Source organism: Sulfitobacter aestuarii (assembly GCF_042685005.1).
Classification (GTDB): domain Bacteria; phylum Pseudomonadota; class Alphaproteobacteria; order Rhodobacterales; family Rhodobacteraceae; genus Sulfitobacter; species Sulfitobacter aestuarii.
The window spans coordinates 1-19,160 of the sequence record NZ_JBHUMP010000006.1 but is presented as its reverse complement, the minus strand read 5'-3'; the positions used below and the strand labels follow the sequence as shown (position 1 = coordinate 19,160).

12 protein-coding genes are annotated in these 19,160 nt (G+C 64.1%); 6 read left to right on the top strand and 6 right to left on the bottom strand.

Going from position 1 to position 19,160, the window contains the following annotated elements; genetic code table 11:
* Positions 1-75 precede the first annotated feature (75 nt).
* The gene (polA, locus tag ACFSUD_RS08650; RefSeq protein WP_386373443.1) at positions 76-2,874 is read left to right on the top strand and encodes a DNA polymerase I; all 2,799 of its coding nucleotides are present in this window, start codon (positions 76-78) and stop codon (positions 2,872-2,874) included.
* A gap of 18 nt (positions 2,875-2,892) precedes the next feature.
* On the opposite strand, the gene ACFSUD_RS08645 is transcribed toward polA, so the two are convergent.
* On the bottom strand, positions 2,893-3,486 hold the full coding sequence (locus tag ACFSUD_RS08645; RefSeq protein ID WP_386373441.1) for a DUF1285 domain-containing protein: 594 nt from the start codon (positions 3,484-3,486) through the stop codon (positions 2,893-2,895).
* A 70-nt stretch (positions 3,487-3,556) separates the two neighbouring features.
* Between ACFSUD_RS08645 and ACFSUD_RS08640 the strand changes: the two genes are divergently transcribed.
* The 5 genes from ACFSUD_RS08640 to ACFSUD_RS08620 all read left to right on the top strand — a co-directional run bounded on the left by ACFSUD_RS08640 (position 3,557) and on the right by ACFSUD_RS08620 (position 12,556).
* The gene (locus ACFSUD_RS08640) at positions 3,557-4,576 is read left to right on the top strand and encodes an AAA family ATPase (RefSeq protein ID WP_386373439.1); all 1,020 of its coding nucleotides are present in this window, start codon (positions 3,557-3,559) and stop codon (positions 4,574-4,576) included.
* Positions 4,573-5,457 carry a DUF58 domain-containing protein gene (locus ACFSUD_RS08635; RefSeq protein ID WP_386373437.1) on the top strand — a complete coding sequence of 295 codons (885 nt, stop codon included), beginning with the start codon at positions 4,573-4,575 and terminating at the stop codon, positions 5,455-5,457. Before ACFSUD_RS08640 ends, ACFSUD_RS08635 begins: the two co-directional genes overlap by 4 nt.
* Positions 5,454-8,243 (top strand): DUF4159 domain-containing protein, encoded by a 2,790-nt coding sequence (locus ACFSUD_RS08630; RefSeq protein ID WP_386373435.1) that lies wholly within the window; start codon positions 5,454-5,456, stop codon positions 8,241-8,243. Before ACFSUD_RS08635 ends, ACFSUD_RS08630 begins: the two co-directional genes overlap by 4 nt.
* The gene (locus ACFSUD_RS08625) at positions 8,240-10,282 is read left to right on the top strand and encodes a hypothetical protein (protein WP_386373433.1); all 2,043 of its coding nucleotides are present in this window, start codon (positions 8,240-8,242) and stop codon (positions 10,280-10,282) included. Before ACFSUD_RS08630 ends, ACFSUD_RS08625 begins: the two co-directional genes overlap by 4 nt.
* Positions 10,283-10,372: 90 nt before the next feature.
* Entirely contained in the window at positions 10,373-12,556 is a 2,184-nt protein-coding gene (locus tag ACFSUD_RS08620; protein WP_386373431.1) for a response regulator, read from the top strand.
* On the opposite strand, the gene yaaA is transcribed toward ACFSUD_RS08620, so the two are convergent.
* The 5 genes from yaaA to ACFSUD_RS08595 all read right to left on the bottom strand — a co-directional run bounded on the left by yaaA (position 12,541) and on the right by ACFSUD_RS08595 (position 19,076).
* Positions 12,541-13,320, bottom strand: a complete 780-nt coding sequence (gene yaaA / locus ACFSUD_RS08615) for a peroxide stress protein YaaA (protein WP_386373430.1) — start codon at positions 13,318-13,320, stop codon at positions 12,541-12,543. The genes ACFSUD_RS08620 and yaaA overlap by 16 nt on opposite strands.
* Before the next feature lie 30 nt (positions 13,321-13,350).
* Positions 13,351-15,396, bottom strand: coding sequence for a DNA helicase RecQ (recQ, locus tag ACFSUD_RS08610; RefSeq protein WP_386373429.1), 2,046 nt, complete (start codon positions 15,394-15,396; stop codon positions 13,351-13,353).
* Between the two features lie 680 nt (positions 15,397-16,076).
* The gene (locus ACFSUD_RS08605; RefSeq protein WP_386373428.1) at positions 16,077-17,549 is read right to left on the bottom strand and encodes a tetratricopeptide repeat protein; all 1,473 of its coding nucleotides are present in this window, start codon (positions 17,547-17,549) and stop codon (positions 16,077-16,079) included.
* A gap of 513 nt (positions 17,550-18,062) precedes the next feature.
* Positions 18,063-18,605 carry a phasin family protein gene (locus tag ACFSUD_RS08600; RefSeq protein ID WP_386373427.1) on the bottom strand — a complete coding sequence of 181 codons (543 nt, stop codon included), beginning with the start codon at positions 18,603-18,605 and terminating at the stop codon, positions 18,063-18,065.
* A 321-nt stretch (positions 18,606-18,926) separates the two neighbouring features.
* On the bottom strand, positions 18,927-19,076 hold the full coding sequence (locus tag ACFSUD_RS08595) for an SRPBCC family protein (RefSeq protein ID WP_386373737.1): 150 nt from the start codon (positions 19,074-19,076) through the stop codon (positions 18,927-18,929).
* Between the last annotated feature and the right edge of the window lie 84 nt (positions 19,077-19,160).

The following is a 19,160-nucleotide window of genomic DNA, read 5'->3' as shown; positions in this document are numbered from 1 at the left end:
GGGACGCAGCCGCGCCCCCGTCGGCAAGCCGCGCCTGACGCGGCGCACACGCGTTGAAGCAACGGAGAAGCATCCATGTCCGGCACATTCGGCAAAGGCCATCACTTGCACCTGATCGACGGCTCGGCCTTCATCTTCCGCGCCTATCACGCGCTGCCGCCACTGACCCGCAAGTCCGACGGCATGCCGATCGGCGCGGTCGCCGGGTTCTGCAACATGCTGCACCGTTATGTGGAGGGCAACACCGGCCCCGACGCCCCGACCCATGTCGCGGTGATCTTCGACAAGGGCAGCCACACGTTCCGCAACGAGATGTATGACCTCTACAAGGCCAACCGCGAAGCGATGCCCGAGGATCTGCGCCCGCAGATTCCCCTGACCCGGATCGCGACAGAGGCGTTCAACATCGCCTGCAAGGAGAAGGAAGGTTTCGAGGCCGACGACATCATCGCCACGCTCGCCGTTCAGGCCCGCGACCGGGGCGGACGCTGCACCATCATCAGCTCCGACAAGGATCTGATGCAGCTCGTCGGCGACGGGGTCGAGATGCTCGATGCGATGAAGAACAACCGGATCGACCGCGAGGGGGTGTTCGAGAAGTTCGGAGTCTATCCCGAGCGGGTGGTCGATGTGCAGGCGCTGGCCGGGGATTCGGTCGATAACGTGCCCGGCGCGCCGGGGATCGGCATCAAGACGGCAGCGCTGCTGATCAACGAATATGGCGATCTGCACAGCCTCCTGGAGCGTGCCGAAGAGATCAAGCAGCCCAAACGCCGCCAGACCTTGATCGAACATGCCGAGCAGATCCGACTGTCGCGACGTCTGGTCTTGCTGGACGAAAACACGCCGCTGGATTTCACCCTCGATGATCTCGAAGTGCGCGACCCCGATCCCGACAGGTTGCTCGGCTTCCTCGCCGAGATGGAATTCCGCACCCTGTCGCGTCGTGTGGCCGAGGTGTTGGGCCGTGAAGCGCCGGTGATCGCCGAGCCTGCCGCCCTGCCGGAAATCGCGGCCGAGGCCGACGTCCCGTTCGACAGCACCGCCTATGAACAGGTCAGCGACGCGGCGGCGCTGCAACGCTGGATCGACCGGATTTACGAATTCGGCCATGTCGCGGTCGATACCGAAACCACCGGACTCGATGAGATGATCGCGGAGCTGGTCGGCATTTCGCTGGCGGTCGAGCCCGGTCGGGCCTGCTATATCCCGCTGACCCACAAGCAGAGCCGCGGCGATGACCTCTTCGGTTCGGATGATCTCGCCGAGGGCCAGATGGCCACGGAGGAGGCTTTGCGGATGCTGACCCCGATGCTGAAGGATCCGGCGATCCTCAAGATCGGGCAGAACATGAAATACGACGGCAAGATCTTCGCCCAGCTCGGCATTACCATGACGCCGATCGACGACACGATGCTGATGTCATACGCGATGCATGCCGGCCTGCATGGCCATGGCATGGACACGCTGTCCGAACGCTATCTCGGCCACACGCCGATCCCGATCAAGCCGCTGCTCGGCTCGGGGAAATCCGCCGTCACCTTCGACAAGGTCCCGCTGAGCGATGCCGTGGCCTATGCCGCCGAGGATGCCGACATCACCTTGCGGCTGTGGCAGAAGTTCAAGCCGCAGCTGCATGTGGCGCAGGTCACGCGGGTCTATGAGACATTGGAGCGCCCGCTGGTGCCGGTGCTCGCGGCGATGGAGCGCTCCGGCGTCAAGGTCGACCGCGACACGCTGAGCCGCATGTCCAATGCCTTCGCCCAGAAGATGGCGATGCTCGAGGAGGAGATCCACACCCTCGCCGGCCGCAAGTTCAATGTCGGCTCCCCCAAGCAACTCGGCGAAATCCTGTTCGACGAAATGGCGCTGGAGGGCGGCAAGAAGGGCAAGACGGGCGCCTATGCCACCGGCGCAGATGTGCTCGAAGATCTGGCCACCGAGCATGAATTGCCGCGCAAGATCCTCGACTGGCGCCAGATCTCCAAGCTGAAATCGACCTATACCGACGCGCTGCAGGATCATATCAACCCCGATACCGGCCGCGTACACACCTGCTATTCCATTGCCGGGGCCAGCACCGGACGGCTCGCCTCGACCGACCCGAACCTGCAGAACATCCCGATCCGCACCGAAGAGGGTCGTCGCATCCGCGCCGCCTTCGTCGCCGAACCGGGCAAGACGCTGGTAGCGCTCGATTACTCACAGATCGAGCTGCGCATCCTCGCGCATATGGCAGAGATCCCGGCGCTCAAGGAGGCTTTCGAACAGGGGCAGGACATCCACGCCATGACCGCTTCGGAAATGTTCGACGTGCCGATGGCGGAGATGACCCCCGAGATCCGCCGCCGCGCCAAGGCGATCAACTTCGGGGTGATCTACGGCATTTCAGGCTTCGGCCTGGCGCGCAACCTGCGCATTCCCCGGGGCGAGGCGCAGGGCTTCATCGACCGCTATTTCGAACGTTTCCCGAGCATCCGCACCTATATGAACGACACCAAGACCTTCGCCAAGGAGCATGGCTTCGTGCAGACGCTCTTCGGGCGCAAGATCCACACGCCGGAGATTTCGGCCAAGGGGCCCCGTGCCGGATTCGCCCAGCGCGCCGCAATCAATGCGCCCATTCAGGGCACCGCCGCCGATATCATCCGCCGCGCCATGGTGCGGATGCCCGCCGCGATCGCCGACTTGCCCGCGACGATGCTGTTGCAGGTCCATGACGAATTGCTCTTCGAGGTGGAGAACGGTGCCGAGGAGGCGCTGATCGAGGTTGCCCGGGATGTGATGGAGAGCGCCGCCGATCCGGTCGTGAAACTCGACGTCAGGCTGGTGGTCGAGGCGGGCCGCGGCGCCAACTGGGCCGAGGCGCATTGAGCCGGGCGGCGGGCGACGTCAGGCTTCGCCGCCCTTTTCCGGCAATTCCTCGGACGGGATGATGCGAAAGAATTCACCCTCTGACCAAATCCCGAACCAGCCCTCGTGATGGGCGCCGAGATCGATCAGCCGGTAAAAGCTCTTACGGTCGATCAACGCTTCGAGATTGCGCCGGATCAGTACATAGGGCGCGGGTTCGCCGGTGTCCGGCTCCCGTTCCACACGGATCGGGTGATCCGGTCCGGCCAATGCGCTGTCTCCGACATTGGTTACGAAGGTCAGGCGCTGGTCGCGGCCCTGCCCTTCGACCTCGAAATCGACGGCGACGAAAGGCGCATCCTCGACCTCGATCCCGACCTTTTCGACCGGGGTGACCAGAAAATAATCGTCACCCTCGCGCCAGAGGATCGTCGAGAAGAGCTTCACCAGCTCTATCCGCCCGATCGGCGTGCCTTGATAGAACCAGGTCCCGTCGCGTCTGATCTGCATGTCGAGATCGCCGCAGAATGGCGGGTTCCATTTTTCCAGCGGCGGTAATCCGCCCGATTTGGCGGCCTTCGCCGAAGCGACCAGCGATTCCGCCGAAGGTGTCACGGTTTTTTGTCCGCTCATTGCTTTTGCCATTCCCTGTGCAAGAGATACACTTACACTCAGAACATATAACCTTGAGAGAGTAAAAGTCATGACCCTGACCGAGAGCGAGGCCGATGACATGGTGGCGCAGATCGAGGCGCTCGGCGCGCAGCTCGGCGCGGCGAAGCAATCCATCACCCGCCGCTTCATCGGACAGCCGCGGGTCGTTGACCTGACGCTGACGGCGCTGCTCTGCGGCGGTCACGGGCTGCTGATCGGCCTGCCGGGGTTGGGCAAAACGCGGCTGGTGGAGACGCTCGGCATCGTCATGGGCCTGCACAGCAACCGTGTGCAATTCACCCCCGACCTGATGCCGGCCGACATTCTCGGTTCCGAGGTGCTCGACACCGGCGCCGACGGCAGCCGTGCCTTCCGCTTCATCGAGGGGCCGGTTTTCTGCCAGCTGCTGATGGCCGACGAGATCAACCGCGCCAGCCCGCGCACCCAGTCGGCCCTGCTGCAGGCCATGCAGGAAAAGACCGTGACCGTGGCGGGGCAGGACCGCGCGCTCGGGGTGCTCTTCCACGTGCTCGCCACCCAGAACCCGATCGAGCAGGAGGGCACCTACCCGCTGCCCGAAGCGCAGCTTGACCGCTTCCTGGTACAGATCGACGTCGATTACCCGGATCGCGCCACCGAGCGTGACATTCTGATCGCCACTACCGGCGAGGCCGAGGCCGAGGCGGTTGCAGTGTTCACGGCACAGGAATTGCTCGATGCGCAGCGCCTGCTGCGCCGCATGCCGGTCGGCGAAAGCGTGGTCGAGCTGATCCTCGATCTGGTCCGGGCCTTCCGCCCTGACGAGCAGGACGCCAGTGACGAGGTGCGCGAAACCGTGGCCTGGGGCCCCGGACCCCGTGCGGCGCAGGCGCTGATGCTCGCGGTACGCGCGCGGGCGCTGCTGGAAGGGCGTCTCGCGCCGAATGCCGAGGATGTCATCGACATGGCGCGCCCGGTGCTGAGCCATCGCATGGCGCTCAATTTCGCTGCTCGGGCGCGCGGCGACAGCCTGCAGACGCTGATCGACCGCACCGTCGCCAGGCTGACCGGGGCGCAGGCTGCGGCGTGAGCGATCCGGGCGCCCTTCGCGCGCGCGCCGAGGAACAGGCGCAGCGCCTGCCGCCGCTGCTGGCACGGGCCGAGCATCTGGCCGGAGCGGTGCTGCTTGGCGCGCATGGACGGCGCCGCGCCGGAACCGGCGATGACTTCTGGCAATACCGTCCGGCGCAGATGGGCGACAGCCGCCGGATGATCGATCACCGCCGCTCCGCGCGCGGCGATCAGGAATTCGTGCGCGAGCGGGAATGGCAGATCGCGCAATCGGTGCTGCTCTGGGTCGATCAGGGCGCCTCGATGCGCTTTGCCTCGGATCATGCCCTCGCGCCGAAAATCGACCGCGCCCGGCTGCTGGCTCTGGCGCTGGCGGTGCTGCTGATCCGCGGTGGCGAGCGGGTCGGCCTGACCGGTACCGCCCTGCCGCCCCGGCGCGGCAATACCCAGCTCTGGCGGCTGGCCGAGATGTTCGGCGCGGAGGACGAAGCCGATTACGCACCGCCCGAACACCGCGCGTTGATCCCCCATGCAAGGGCGCTGTTCGTCTCCGATTTCATGGGCGATCTCGCCGGCGTGCAGACGGCGCTGACCAAATCCGCCGATAGGGGCATCCGCGGCATCCTCTATCACGTTCTCGATCCGAGCGAGGAAATGTTCCCTTTCCAGGGCCGCACGATCTTCGAAAGCGTCGGCGGCACGCTGCGCCATGAAACGTTGAAGGCCAGCGAGCTGCGCAACCGCTATCTCGACCGGCTGGCGGCACGCAAGGCAGAGTTGCAGCGGCTCTGCGCGCTCACCGGCTGGCGCTACGGGCTGCATCACACCGATGCCTCGCCGCAATCGGCGCTGCTCTGGCTCTATGGTGCGCTCGATGCCCGCGGCGGGGTGGCGGCATGACGATTCTGGGCGGCATCGGCTTCACCGCGCCTTGGCTGCTGCTCGCCCTGCTGGCGCTGCCGATCCTGTGGCTGATCCTGCGCGCCGTGCCGCCCGCGCCGGTGCGCCGCCGTTTTCCCGGCGTGGCATTGCTGCTGGGGCTGAAGGATGACGAAAGCGTGTCTGACCGCACGCCCTGGTGGCTGCTGCTGTTGCGGATGCTGGCGCTGGCGGCGATCATCATCGGTCTGGCCGGGCCGGTGCTGAACCCCGTGCAGGACCGGGCCGAGGGCAAGGGGCCGCTGTTGATCCTGCTTGATGGGTCCTGGGCCGGTGCCGCCCGCTGGACCCAGCAGGAAGAGGCGATCGAGGCGCAGCTGACCCGCGCCGCCCGCGCCGGGCGTCCGGTCGGCTTCCTGAGCCTGACCGATCCCGACACCCCGGCGTTTCAATCCGCCGATATCTGGCGCAGCCGCCTTGCCGGGTTCAGCCCGGCACCCTGGCAACCTGACGTCGCACAGATCGGCCGGGTAGCGGAGATCATCGCCGACCTGCCCGATTTCGACACGCTCTGGTTCAGCGACGGGCTGGATTACGACGGTCGCTCCACCCTGCTTGATCGCCTGCAGGACCGTGGCCGCGTCGAGGTCCACCAGGTCGCGGGAAATGCCATGGCCATCGCCCCGGCACGCTATGCCGACGGTGCGGTTCAGCTGACGCTGAAACGTGCGGCCCCCGGCGCGGCGCGGCAGGTCACCGTCGAGGCACAGGGCCGCGACCCGGCAGGCAATGCCCGCGTCCTTGCCCGGGGCACCGCCGATTTCGCCGAAGCGGCCAAGGAAGCCGAGCTGTCGCTGTCCCTGCCCGCCGAACTGCGGGCGCGGATCACCTCCTTTGACATCTCCGGACAGCGTTCCGCCGGGGCGCGCAGCCTTGTCGATGACGGGCTGCAACGTCGGGAGGTGGCGCTGATCGGCGGGCGGGGCCAGCGCGAAGAGCTGCAATTGCTGTCGCCATTGCATTACATCGAACAGGCTCTCGCGCCGAGCGCCGAGCTGATCAAGGGCAGCCTGACCGAAGTGCTGCCCGCCAATCCCGATGTCATAGTTCTGGCGGATATCGCGACCCTGTCGGAAGCGGAAACCGCGCCGTTACTGGAATGGATCGACGCGGGCGGCATGCTGATCCGCTTCGCAGGGCCGCGGATCGCCGCAAGCGATGTGAGCCGCATGGCGGAGGACCCCCTGATGCCGGTACGTCTGCGCGCGGGCGGGCGCAGTGTCGGCGGCGCGATGAGCTGGGGCGAGCCCAAGACGCTGGCTCCTTTCCGCGACAGTTCACCGTTCTTCGGGCTTGCCATCCCGCCGGATGTCTCGGTCTCGGCACAGGTCGTGGCACAGCCCGACCCGAGTCTTGCCGAAAGGGTCATCGCCGCGCTCAGCGACGGTACGCCGCTGGTCACGCGCAAGGCGTCCGGCCAGGGCCAGATCGTCCTGTTTCACGTCACCGCCACGGCGGAATGGTCAAGCCTGCCGCTGTCGGGCCTGTTCGTACAGATGCTCGAACGGCTGGCGGTTTCCTCGGCCTCAGGAACGCCGGAACCTGCCAGTCTCGAAGGCACGACCTGGAGCCCGCTGCGGGTGATGGATGGCTATGGCACGCTCAGCGAGGCAGGCAACCTGCAGGGCGTGGCGGGGGAAGTGCTGCTATCGCAACCGGCCGGGCCGGGGTTGCTGCCGGGGATCTACGGGAACGAGGACCGGCGGCTGGCGCGCAACGCGATCTCCGCCGAAACCGAACTCACCCCGAGCAGCTGGCCCGCCGACGTGCCGGTGCACGGCCTGGCGCTGGCGCCGGAGCGGCCGCTCGGGGGCTGGTTGCTCAGCCTGTCGCTGCTCCTGCTGCTGGCCGATGTCCTCGCGTCGCTGGCGCTGTCGGGTCGGCTATTGGCGCGCAGCAACAGCGCCGCGGCGATCGCGCTGCTCGTCTTTATCCCCTTTCTTCAGGTTCCGACGGCGCAGGCCCAGCAGGGGCCGAGCGAACGCGACGCGGAAGCCTTTGCGCTCGACGCGGCGGCGGAAGTGGCGCTGGCGCATGTGCTGACCGGCAACCGGCAGCTCGACGACGTGGCCAAGGCCGGGTTGCTCGGCCTCACAGACACGCTGTTCTTCCGCACATCGGTCGAGCCCGCGCCCCCGATCGGCGTCGATCTGGAACGTGACGAATTGTCGTTCTTCCCGATCCTCTACTGGCCGGTGACCCCGGATCAGCCGCAGCCCTCTGACAAGGCCTATGCAAAGCTCAACGAATATCTGCGCTCCGGGGGGCTCATCCTGTTCGACACGCGCGACGCCGATATCGCGGGTTTCGGCGCCGCCAGCCCGAACGGGCGCAAGCTTCAGGAGCTTGCCGCCCCGCTTGACATCCCGCCACTCGAACCGCTGCCGGACGATCACGTGCTGACCCGCACATTCTACCTGTTGCAGGATTTCCCCGGTCGCCACACCAGCCGTGACGTCTGGGTCGAGGCGGCACCGCCGGATGCCGAGAAGGTCGAAGGCATGCCCTTCCGCAATCTCAACGATGGCGTGACGCCGGTGGTGATCGGTGGCAACGACTGGGCCAGCGCTTGGGCGATCACTTCGAACGGCGCGCCGCTGCTGCCCATCGGTCGCGGCTTTTCCGGCGAGCGGCAGCGCGAGCTGGCCTATCGTTTCGGGGTCAATCTGATCATGCATGTCCTGACCGGCAATTACAAATCCGACCAGGTCCATGTGCCTGCGCTGCTCGACAGGCTTGGCCAATGACCTCGACGATCGTCTTCGACCCGCTGATCCCGCTGCCGCTGCTCTGGGCGCTGGCGGCGCTGTCGCTTGCCGGAACGCTGCTGGCGCTCTGGCGCGGTCTCGGCGGCTGGCTGCTGCGTGGCCTTGCGGCCCTGGTGGTGCTCGGCGCGCTGGCCGGTCCCTCGGTGCAGCAGGAAGACCGCGCGCCACTGAGCGACATCGTGGTGATGCTGGAAGACCGCAGCGCCAGCCAGCGGCTCGGCGACCGGGCCGCCCAGACCGAAGCCGCCGCCAAGGCGCTCGCCGCGCAGATAGAAGCCCGACCCAACACCGAACTGCGTCTCATCGACGTGCCCGACGGGCCGGGGGATGCGGGAACCGAACTGATGCGCAGCCTCGCCGATGCGCTCGCCGAAGAGCCGCGTTCACGCATTGCCGGGATAGTCGCGCTGAGCGACGGGCGCATCCATGATGCCGACATGCCGCTCGACCTGCCTGCGCCGATGCACCTGCTGCTCAGCGGCGAGCAGAGCGACTGGGACCGCCGCCTGAGCGTCAGCAACGCCCCGGCCTTCGCGATCATCGGCGAACCGGTGACCCTGACCCTGCGCATCGACGATCTCGGCGCCGCGCCGGAGGGAGACGGGCTGGCGCAGCTCGATATCTCCGTCGATGGCGAAGAGCCGCAGCGCTTCAGGGTGCCGGTGGGCGAGGATATCGACTTGCCGGTCACCCTGCCCCATGGCGGGCGCAACGTGATCCGCTTCTCCATGCCGCTGGCGGAGGGCGAACTGACCGATCGCAACAATGCCGCGCTGATCCAGATGAACGGCGTGCGCGACCGGCTCCGGGTGCTGCTGGTCAGCGGCGAGCCACATCCCGGCGGGCGCACCTGGCGCAACCTGCTGAAGTCGGATTCCTCCGTCGATCTGGTGCATTTCACCATCCTGCGGCCGCCGGAGAAGCAGGACGGCGTGCCGGTCAATGAATTGTCGCTGATCGCCTTCCCGACGCGCGAGCTGTTCATGGACAAGATCGAGGATTTCGACCTGATCATCTTCGACCGCTACAAGCGCCGCGGCATCCTGCCCGCGCTCTACCTGCAGAACGTCGCGGATTACATCCGCAGGGGCGGCGCGGTACTGGTCGCCGCCGGGCCCGATTTCGCCAGCGCCGACAGTCTCTACCGCTCGCCGCTCGGCGCCATCCTGCCCGCGACCCCGAGCGCACGGGTGCTCGAAGAGCCCTATACGCCCAAGGTCTCGGAACTGGGCAAGCGTCATCCGGTCACCGCCGACCTGCCCGGCAACGGGGATTGGGGGCGCTGGCTGCGCCAGATAGACGTGATCGACCCGCAGGGCGCGACGGTGCTGGAAGGCATCGACGCACGCCCGCTGCTGGTGCTCAACCGGGTGCAGGAGGGCCGTGTGGCGCTGCTCGCGTCCGACCATGCCTGGCTCTGGAACCGCGGCTACGAGGGCGGCGGACCACAACTCGAATTGCTGCGCCGCCTCGCACATTGGATGATGAAGGAACCCGAGCTCGAGGAAGAGGCGCTGACCGCCAGCGCCGATGGCCAGAGCATGAAGATCACCCGCCGGACCCTCGGAGAGAGCGTGCCGCCGCTCAGCATCACCGCACCCGATGGCACCGTGACCGAGCTTGTCATGGAGGAAGTCGCGCCGGGGAAGTTCGCCGCCGCGTTCGAAGGGCCAGAAATCGGGCTTTACCGGTTGGAAAACGGGGAACAACAGAGCGTTATCGGCCTCGGCCCCGCCGCGCCACGCGAATTCGTCGAAACCATCGCGAGCGGAGAGACCATGGAACCGGTGATCGCGCCCCGGCGCGGCGGCATCCTGCATATCGAAGACGGCCTGCCGAGGCTGCGCAACATCCGCGCGGGCCGACCGGCGGCAGGTCGCGGCTGGATCGGGCTGACCCCGCGCGACGCCTATGAAACCCGCGACATCCGCCAGACCGCATTGCTGCCGCCCTGGCTTGTACTCCTGCTCAGCCTCGGCTTGATCACCATCGCCTGGCTGCGCGAAGGTCGTCGCTAGGACGAGACGGCACGACGATACGCGCCCGCATTAAGCAGTTTTTCACCCTGATCGGAAATGCTCGCGCCAGACCCTGGAGCGGAGCGGCGCATGAGCCTGGCCAGCAAATTGACCGAAGAGCGGCGCAGCCGGTTGGCGGCGGAACGGCTGCTGGAACTCAAACAGGCGGAGCTCTTCGCCGCGAACCGCAAGCTCGGGCAACATGCGCAGCAATTGAGCGAAGAGATCGTCGAGACCCGCGCCGAGGTCGAGAACATCCGCGGCGAAAACCAGCGGGTGAAATCCGATCTCAACGCCGCACATCAGCGCATCGCCCTGACCGAGCGGCGGCTCTGGCAATCAATCGAGACCATTCACGACGGCTTCGCCCTGTTCAACGCCGATAACGAGATGATCATGGCCAACCGCGCCTATCTGGCGGTCTTCGACGGGCTGGAAGAGGTTGCCCCCGGAATCAACTACGTCACCATCCTGCAACTGCTCACCGACGAGGGAATCATCGACCCCGGCCCGCAGGGCGCCGCAGCATGGCGCAGCATGATGACCCGTCGCCTGCAGCAGGGCGCGCACGAGCCGGTGGTGGTGAAGCTCTGGGACGGCGGCTATATCAAGCTGATAGACCAGCGCGGCCCCGGCGGCGATCTTGTCTCTCTCGGGCTCAACATCACCGATACCTTGCGATACGAGGCGGAGCTGAAGACCGCCCGTGCCGTCGCCGAAAGCGCCAATTGCGCCAAATCCGCCTTTCTCGCCAATAGGAGTCATGAGATCCGCACACCGATGAACGGTGTCGTGGGCATGGCCGACCTGCTCGGTGATACCGCGCTTAACGAGGAACAGCGGCTCTATGTCGAAACCATCAAACATTCCGGCGAAGCGCTGCTGGTCATCATCAATGACGTTCTCGACTATTCCAAGATCGACGCCGACAAGCTGAAGCTGCATCCCGAACCCTTCGATCTGGAGCGCGCGATCCAGGAAATCATTCTGCTGCTGCAGCCTTCCGCACGGGACAAGGGGCTGACACTGCTGCTTGATTACGACATGTTCCTGCCGACCGAACTGGTGGGCGACCCGGGGCGCATCCGTCAGGTTCTGACCAACCTGGTCGGCAATGCGGTAAAATTCACCAATGCCGGTCATGTCCTGATCCGCGCCACCGGCGTGCCCGAGCCGCAGACCTGTCGCGTCACGCTGCATCTCAGCATCGAGGACACCGGCATCGGCATTCCGGCGGAAATGGTCGGGCATATTTTCGGCGAGTTCAACCAGGTCGAGAACCAACGCAACCGGCAATTCGACGGCACCGGGCTTGGGCTGGCGATCTCCCAGCGGCTGATCGAGTTGATGGGGGGCGAGATCTGGGTGACCTCGCAGGAGGGCGTCGGCTCCTGCTTCGGTTTCAAGCTGGCGCTGGCCGTCGCCGGGACGATGCCGCCGGAGCCGCCGGTCCTGCCCGCCGGTCTGAAACACGTGCTGGTCGTCGATGACAGCAGCCCGCATCGCGACATTCTCGAACGCCAGCTTCGCCAACTCGGTTTCAAGGTGAGCAGCTGTGCCAGCGGTGCAGACGCCCTGACCCTGATGGATGGCCCTGTCGACCTGATCCTCAGCGATCACAACATGCCGCAGATGGACGGACTCGAACTCGCGGCGGCGTTGCGTGCGGCGGGGCATGAACAGCCAATGCTGCTGCTCAGCACCACCCCCGCCGCCGCCACGCAGGACCCGGCCAGCGCCCTCCTGTCGGGCATCCTGCACAAACCGGCCTCGCGGCAGGATCTGCTGGCAAGCCTTGCCACGCTGAGTTTTGACCGGAAAACGGCGGAGCCGCGCAGCATCGCGCCCCCCCTCCGGCGCCTGCGCATTCTCGCGGCGGAGGACAACAAGACCAATCAGCTGATCTTTAGGAAGATGATCAAGGATCTCGACATCGACCTCGCGATCGCCGCGAACGGCGAAGAAGCAGTGGCGCAGTTCAGCAGCTTCGAACCGGACCTGATTTTCATGGACATCTCGATGCCACGGATGGACGGGAAGGAAGCCACCGCCGCGATCCGCGCGCGTGAATCCGAGATCGGCGGCCATGTCCCGATCATCGCGCTGACCGCCCACGCCATGGCCGGGGATGACGCCGCCATCCTGGCCGCCGGACTGGATCAATACATGACCAAGCCACTGCGCAAGCCGCAGATCATCGAAATCATCCGCAACGCTTGGACGGAACAGATGCGGCCACTGACGCCCGTACCGGCGGTTCAGGCCGTCGGATAGGGGCGCAGGAAGGCCGGCCGCTCCGGGGTAGACAAGTCTTGCTGCCAGGCATAGCCGCCGCTGTCGAAGTCGCGGATCGCCTCGGCCTCGACAATCCGGTTCTGGATGATGAAACGCGCCATCGCCCCCCGCGCCTTCTTGGCAAAGAAGCTGACGATCTTCGGCCCCTTGCCGTCGCCCTTGTCTTCCAGAAATTGCGGGGTCACCACCCGCAGCTTCAGCGGCCTGAGCGGCACCGCGCCGAAATATTCCTGGCTGGCGCAATTGATCAGCACATCGGTCCCGAGCGCTTCACCCTGATCGTTCAATGCCTGCGCAAGCTCGTCGCGCCAATATTCATAGAGGTTCTCACCGCGTCGGGTCTTCAACCGGCTGCCCATTTCGAGCCGATAGGGCTGGATCGCATCGAGCGGGCGCAACACGCCGTAAAGCCCCGAAAGGATCCGCAGATGCCGCTGTGCCCAGGCCAGCTCCTCGGCATCCAGACTGCCCGCTTCGAGCCCCTGATAGGTATCGCCGGCAAAGGCCAGCGCCGCGGGTCGGGTCAGCTCCGGACCAGGTTCCGCCTCGAATGCCCGAAAACGCTCACGGTTCAGCCGCGCCAGATCATCGCTGAGCCCCATCAGCGCCTTGAGCTTTCCCAATGTCAGATTGCGGGCGCTGCGCGCGAGCCGTATCGCATCTTCCTGGAAGTCGGGTGTCGTCGTCTCCAACGCACGCTCGGTCCAATCCAGCCTCTTGGCGGGCGAAATCACCACCAGCATCTGCTCACCCTCTCGTATTTCGGATCGTGCTTAGCCCGTCGCCTTCAGAACGTCCAGAAAGGCCGGACCGAAACGCTCCGCGCGCCGCTCGCCAAGCAGACGCTGCAGCGCCGCGTCGTCCGGATCGCGCAGCTGCGCTACCTTGGCAAGCTGGGCCGCCGAACAGCTCAGCGGCTTGTCCGTACCCGCCGAACCACGCGCCAGATCGGTCTGGATCTGCAGAAGCCGGTCATAGAGATTGCCCTGCGCCCGCCCGGCCAGCCGCCGCCGGTTCGGATGCATCTGCGTGACCTCGCCATTGATCACTTCGAGGAACATGTTGCCGTAGCTTTCCAGCTTCTTGGCGCCGACACCGGAGATCCGCGCCATAGAGTCGAGATCGCGCGGCCGGGTCTCCGCCATCTCGATCAGGGTCCGATCCGTGAAAATAACATAGGCCGGGACCTTTCCGGCCTCGGCCAGCGCGCGGCGCTTGGCCTTGAGCGCAGACAGCAACGGTGCATCCTCCTCGCGCACCATCGCCTTTACCGCCGGTCGCCGCGCACCCGCCGCCGCCCGGATACTGTCCTGGCGCAGGCTGATCTGCGCTTCGCCGCGCAGGATCGGCAGAGCCGTATCGGTCATCCGCAGGGCCCCGTGACGCTCGGGGTCGGGGCGCACCAGATCATGGCCCATCATCTGCCGGAAGACCGCCTGCCACTGGCGCCGGTCATATTCGGTGCCAACCCCGTAGGTCGGCAGATCCCCATGACCACGTTCACGGATCTTGTCGGTCTCATTGCCGAGCAGAATATCGATCAGATGTCCGGCGCCGAACCATTCCTCGGTGCGCAGCATCGCCGACAGCGCCTTGCGCACCGCCATCGTACCGTCGAAAACCTCCGCTGGCGTATCGCAGAGGTCGCAGCGTCCGCAGCTCACCTGATGTTCGTCGAAATAGGCCAGAAGGCTCTTGCGACGACACTCCAGCGCTTCCGCCAAGCCGAGCAGCGCATTCAGGCGGCCGTGATCCGCGGCGCGTCGTTCCGGCGGCGCCAGACCCTCATCGATCTGACTGCGCCGCAATCGGATATCGTCCGGCCCGAACAGCGTCAGGGTCTCCGCCGGAGCACCGTCGCGCCCGGCCCGGCCGATTTCCTGGTAATAGGCTTCGATGCTCTTGGGCAGATCGGCATGCGCGACCCAGCGGATATCGGGCTTGTCGATCCCCATGCCGAAGGCCACCGTTGCCACGACGATCAGGCCATCCTCCTGCTGGAACCGCCGCTCCGCCTCACGCCGCGCCTCGGCGTCCATCCCCCCGTGATAATGCAGCGCCTCGTGCCCCTCCTCGCGCAGCGCCCGCGCCAACCCTTCGGTCTTCGCCCTTGTGCCGCAATAGACGATCCCCGACTGGCCCTTGCGTGCCGCTGCGAAGGCAAGGATCTGCTGTCGCGGGCGGTCCTTCGCAGCGAAGGCGAGATGGATGTTCGGCCGGTCGAAACCACGCAGGAAGATACGGGGGGCCGTATCACCGAAGAGTTTCTGGACGATTTCATCCCGGGTCTCCGCATCCGCCGTTGCCGTAAAAGCCGCCAGCGGTACGTCGAGCTCCCGCCGCAACGCGCCGATGCGAAGGTAATCCGGGCGAAAATCATGCCCCCATTGGCTGACGCAATGGGCCTCGTCAACGGCAATCAGCCGCACATTGGCACGCCGCAGCATGCCGAGCGCCGCGCTCCCCGCAAGCCGTTCCGGCGCCATGTAGAGCAGTTTCAGCCGCCCTGCCTCCAAAGCCTCCCAAACGACTTCGGTTTCCTCCTGGGTATTTCCGGATGTCAGCGCCCCGGCGGCAACCCCGGCCTCCTGCAAACTGCGGACCTGATCCCGCATCAAGGCGATCAGCGGCGAAATCACCACAGTCACCCCGTCCCGGACCAACGCGGGCAATTGATAACAAAGGGACTTGCCGCCCCCGGTCGGCATGATCGCCAGAACGTTTTCGCCCGCCGCGACGGCGTCGACAACTTCCTGCTGTCCGGGGCGAAAATCGTCAAACCCGAAAATATCACGTAACAGCGAAACAGCGCCTGACATGCCCTACCTTCGATCCACCTGCTCTTTATGCAGACTCGCATACTAACAAAGCGTGAACAAGCCCAGCCTCCCATACCGGCAATATGCATGCTCGATCGGCGGCACTTGCCCTTGTTTCGACTAAATAGGTTTGGTTGTGGGAGTAGGAATTGACCTTTTCCGAACAAGCAAAGCATTAGCCAGATAAGCTCTTGCATCTGCGGATGAGTGCGACAAACAGCCAGTGGCTGCAATCCGCCCGCTTGCTGAACCTTCCTAACGCCGCTGTCCTTCGGACAAAGCATTCATGATAACTCCCTACTGCCCTTTGTTGCGTCAAGCACAGAGAGCTAGGATGCGCAGGAAACCGATTGTCCAAAGTCAGAGTGGCACTATCAGGTTAACTGCAGCCTTCGACCGTCTCGGAGACGAGTGAAACATCCGGAAGCGGCTGCTCCCGGCCCTGACAGACCATTAACCACCTCGTCTATTCCTGTGACTCAGCTTTCCCAGACTGGTCCTTGGTCCATTGCGCAGCATTCTCATTGGCTGAATGCCTGATAAGCGGGTCCTATCAGACCTTCGCTGCGGGTGCCCGATCCTCGCTGCGTTCCTGCAAAGGCTTGGGAGGAAGCGCGGAAAGTATGAATGCAATGCGATTGTAGACCGCCAGAACAAACTGAGGAAATCCGGGGCATTGCCTATCGGTTCAGAGCCGCGAGGCTGCGTGCCCGGTTGGGTGAATGGGCGAGGGTCGCGCGGTAGGCTTCGTCCGCTTCTTCGGTCCGCCCTAGTTCGCTGAGCATGTCGCCCAGGAGTTCGCGGGCTGGCAGGACATGGCCAGGTGTCACGGGGCTCTTGCCTATCTCGTCCTCCAGGTCGGCAGCCTTTTTCTGCTGAGCCAGTGCAACCTCATTGTTGCCCTCGGCCAATTCCATCCATCCCTCGACCGTCAAGAGTTGACCCTCAGTCAGGCGAGCCCAGTAATCTTGTCCTTGTTTCTGCATGGAATCGTGCAGCCTGGTCAATTCACTGGCTGCGGCGCGCGCGGTCGCTATATCGTTCGTGCGCGCCGCTCCCAGTCCCTTGGCAAACCAGAGCATCGCGGCGGCCTGCGGAAAATTCTCCCATGGGATCGTTGCGTGCATGGCGGGCGAAAGAGCAGCGGCCTCGGCCCACTGCCCCTGTTCCAGAAGCAGCCGGACGGGGGATGCGGCCAATGCATAGGCTCCGCCAAAACTTACCTGATGGTTGTCGATCGCAAGCATTTCGTCCACCAGCCGTTCTGCCTTGGCTATGTCCCCCATCTGGAGGTGGCCATAGACCATATAATCGATGGCATGGACATAGTGGGTCTGAACCACATCCTGAGATGTTCCCAGCGCGGCTTCAGCAGAGCGGCGATTTAAATCGATCGACTTCAGCCAGTCGCCCGTCCGCGTGAAGATATGCGCGGGCATGTGCAGCGCATGGGCTGCTGCCGGTGCCGCAGTGTCATAAATCTCGGCATAGGGTAGCCCGCGGTCCTTGAGAGGCGGGTTGTCATAGGCGTGAATAGCATAGTGAATTACTCCCGGATGGTCCGGAGCTGTTTTGTGAAGCACATCAAGCACATCACCGACCCGCGCGTTTTCCTCTATCCGATCCGGCCCCGATGGCGCGGTTGCGAGGCGGGCGAGGGCTGAGAGGGCTGCCGCATCGATGTTTTCGGGAATTTTCTCCTGCGCGGCCTGCTGCGCTTTCGCCCAAGCCGCGAGCCGGGCACGGTAGTCGGCATGATCGGACGCGTAGAACGCCGCCACAGCGTTGGCGAACGCCTGTTCGAGGTCGCTGCCTGGGGTCATGTTGGCCAGACGTTCCGCCGCAGCAGTGCCGCGCGCCTTTTCATCGTCAGATGGCGTTCCGGGCCAGAGCGGATGGAAGTTTGCCATTGCGATCCCCCATTGTGCCATGGCGCAGTCGGGATCGGCTTCGGCGGCGCGGCCGAAAGCCGCCTCAGCCTCAATATACATCATGTTGTGAAGGAGGGTCAGGCCGTCGTCGACCTCAGCATCGGCGTTCGTCGAACAGGTGGTCGGAAAATCTACTCCTGCTGCGATGAGGGACATAGGCATCGAGACTGCGCCTAGCAAGGCAAAAACGAGGCCTCCAGTCTTGATTGTTATGCGTTGCATCGAAAATCTCCCGAAATATCTGATGATGTGGATTACGGCGAAATCTTCACATGAGTCGTTGGCGGCAGCTATGGGACACGCAATTCGATGCTTCTTTGAACTGGATCGGAAAGAAGTGGCTTCGGCAGGGGATGACCGCCTCTCGACTGTACTTATTGACCTAAGGTAAGGTAACATAAACAGGCGCTGAATGGTAACCTGAGAGTCGCGCAGCATTCTTCAAAACGAGTTCCAGAGCGGACATGCCGCGACACGGAGGAAGCAATCCTCGGCTCGACTTTGCGGCTCTGCGCTCCCGGCATACCGCCGCCGATCGTGACCGGCAAAGCGAATGAATGGTGTCCGCCTTTCTTTCCGGAGGTCTTCCCAACCGCAGCGGAAACTGTGCGTCCGCAGCGACCGGCAGGAATATCCGCATAGCAGACCAATACAATATGCAGACACTCCGACGAGAACGGCGGGTCCATTACAGAACCCGCCGCACATCATGTCATAGCTTAAAAGACTGATGCCTTAGCTGGACTTTTTGAAAGCCGAAGAAGTTTTGTCAGATGCGCCTTTATATGCGGCATCTTTGGCGACAGATTTGAACTTGTCTGTCGCTTCTTCGGTGCTTGATGTAAGCCGCTCGCTGGCCTCTTTGGCGTTGGCAGAGAATTTCTCAGTGGCTTCTTTGGTGCTGGCTGCGACCTTGCCATTCACTTCTTCGCCGAGTTCAGAAGTCAACTCTTGCGTCTCGGTGCCAGCTTCTTGGGTCACTTCGCCGATATCTTGCGCGGATCGCTTCAGGAGGTCCATTTGTTTTTGCGCAAATTCACTGTAAGCTTTGGCGTAGTCGGCGGGCTCCTCGCGGACCTGTGCGACCTCACTGAGGTTCGACAGGGATTGCTTCGCGGTAGCGGTCATGATCTCGACAGACCGGGTGCCTGCTTCGACGAAAATCGCAGTCATGCGCTCGTTCATGCTGGCCATCGTCTTAAACAATTCGTGGCTGCTCTTGGGGTTGAACAGGCTCTGCATGTCGAACATAGGGGTCTGGGTGTTCTGCGTGGTCATGTGGAAACTCCTTCTGGAGAATGGGGGGTTCGTTGGCGTTGATAACCATGTAATGCCGCGCTGCAGCATTACAACCGCCGCACTGCGGCAGTTCGAAAAATATTTAGGGGTCTGCGCAAATGTTGTTGGTCGCCTACGAGGGACGAATCTGCCGTTCGGGTATCGGCGACCAATTGGTAGGAGCGACCCGTTGCCGACCTACGAGATCTTTCCAAATGCTGCGGCGCAACGCGTCATTGCTGCCAATCATAGACCGCGCAGAATTTTAGAGGTTCGAAAGTCGACCAGCGGACGATCCTGCCGTTAACTGACTTTCCATATCTAAGCCGAGTATTTCATGATCCAGTCACAAAACTGGACGCAATGCCTTTCATCCGGCGAGAAAGGCCCAGGGCGGTAGTGGTCCGATTTTGCACCATCTGACATCGACATGCACAGTCCGACGTCCTCAGCGTTCGTTACTTTCCACACATCCGTCGTAAGCCTCCGGCGGCGGCCGTCTGATTTCGGGATCGATCCGATGGTAAGTCCGACCTTATGTCCGACTTTATCAAC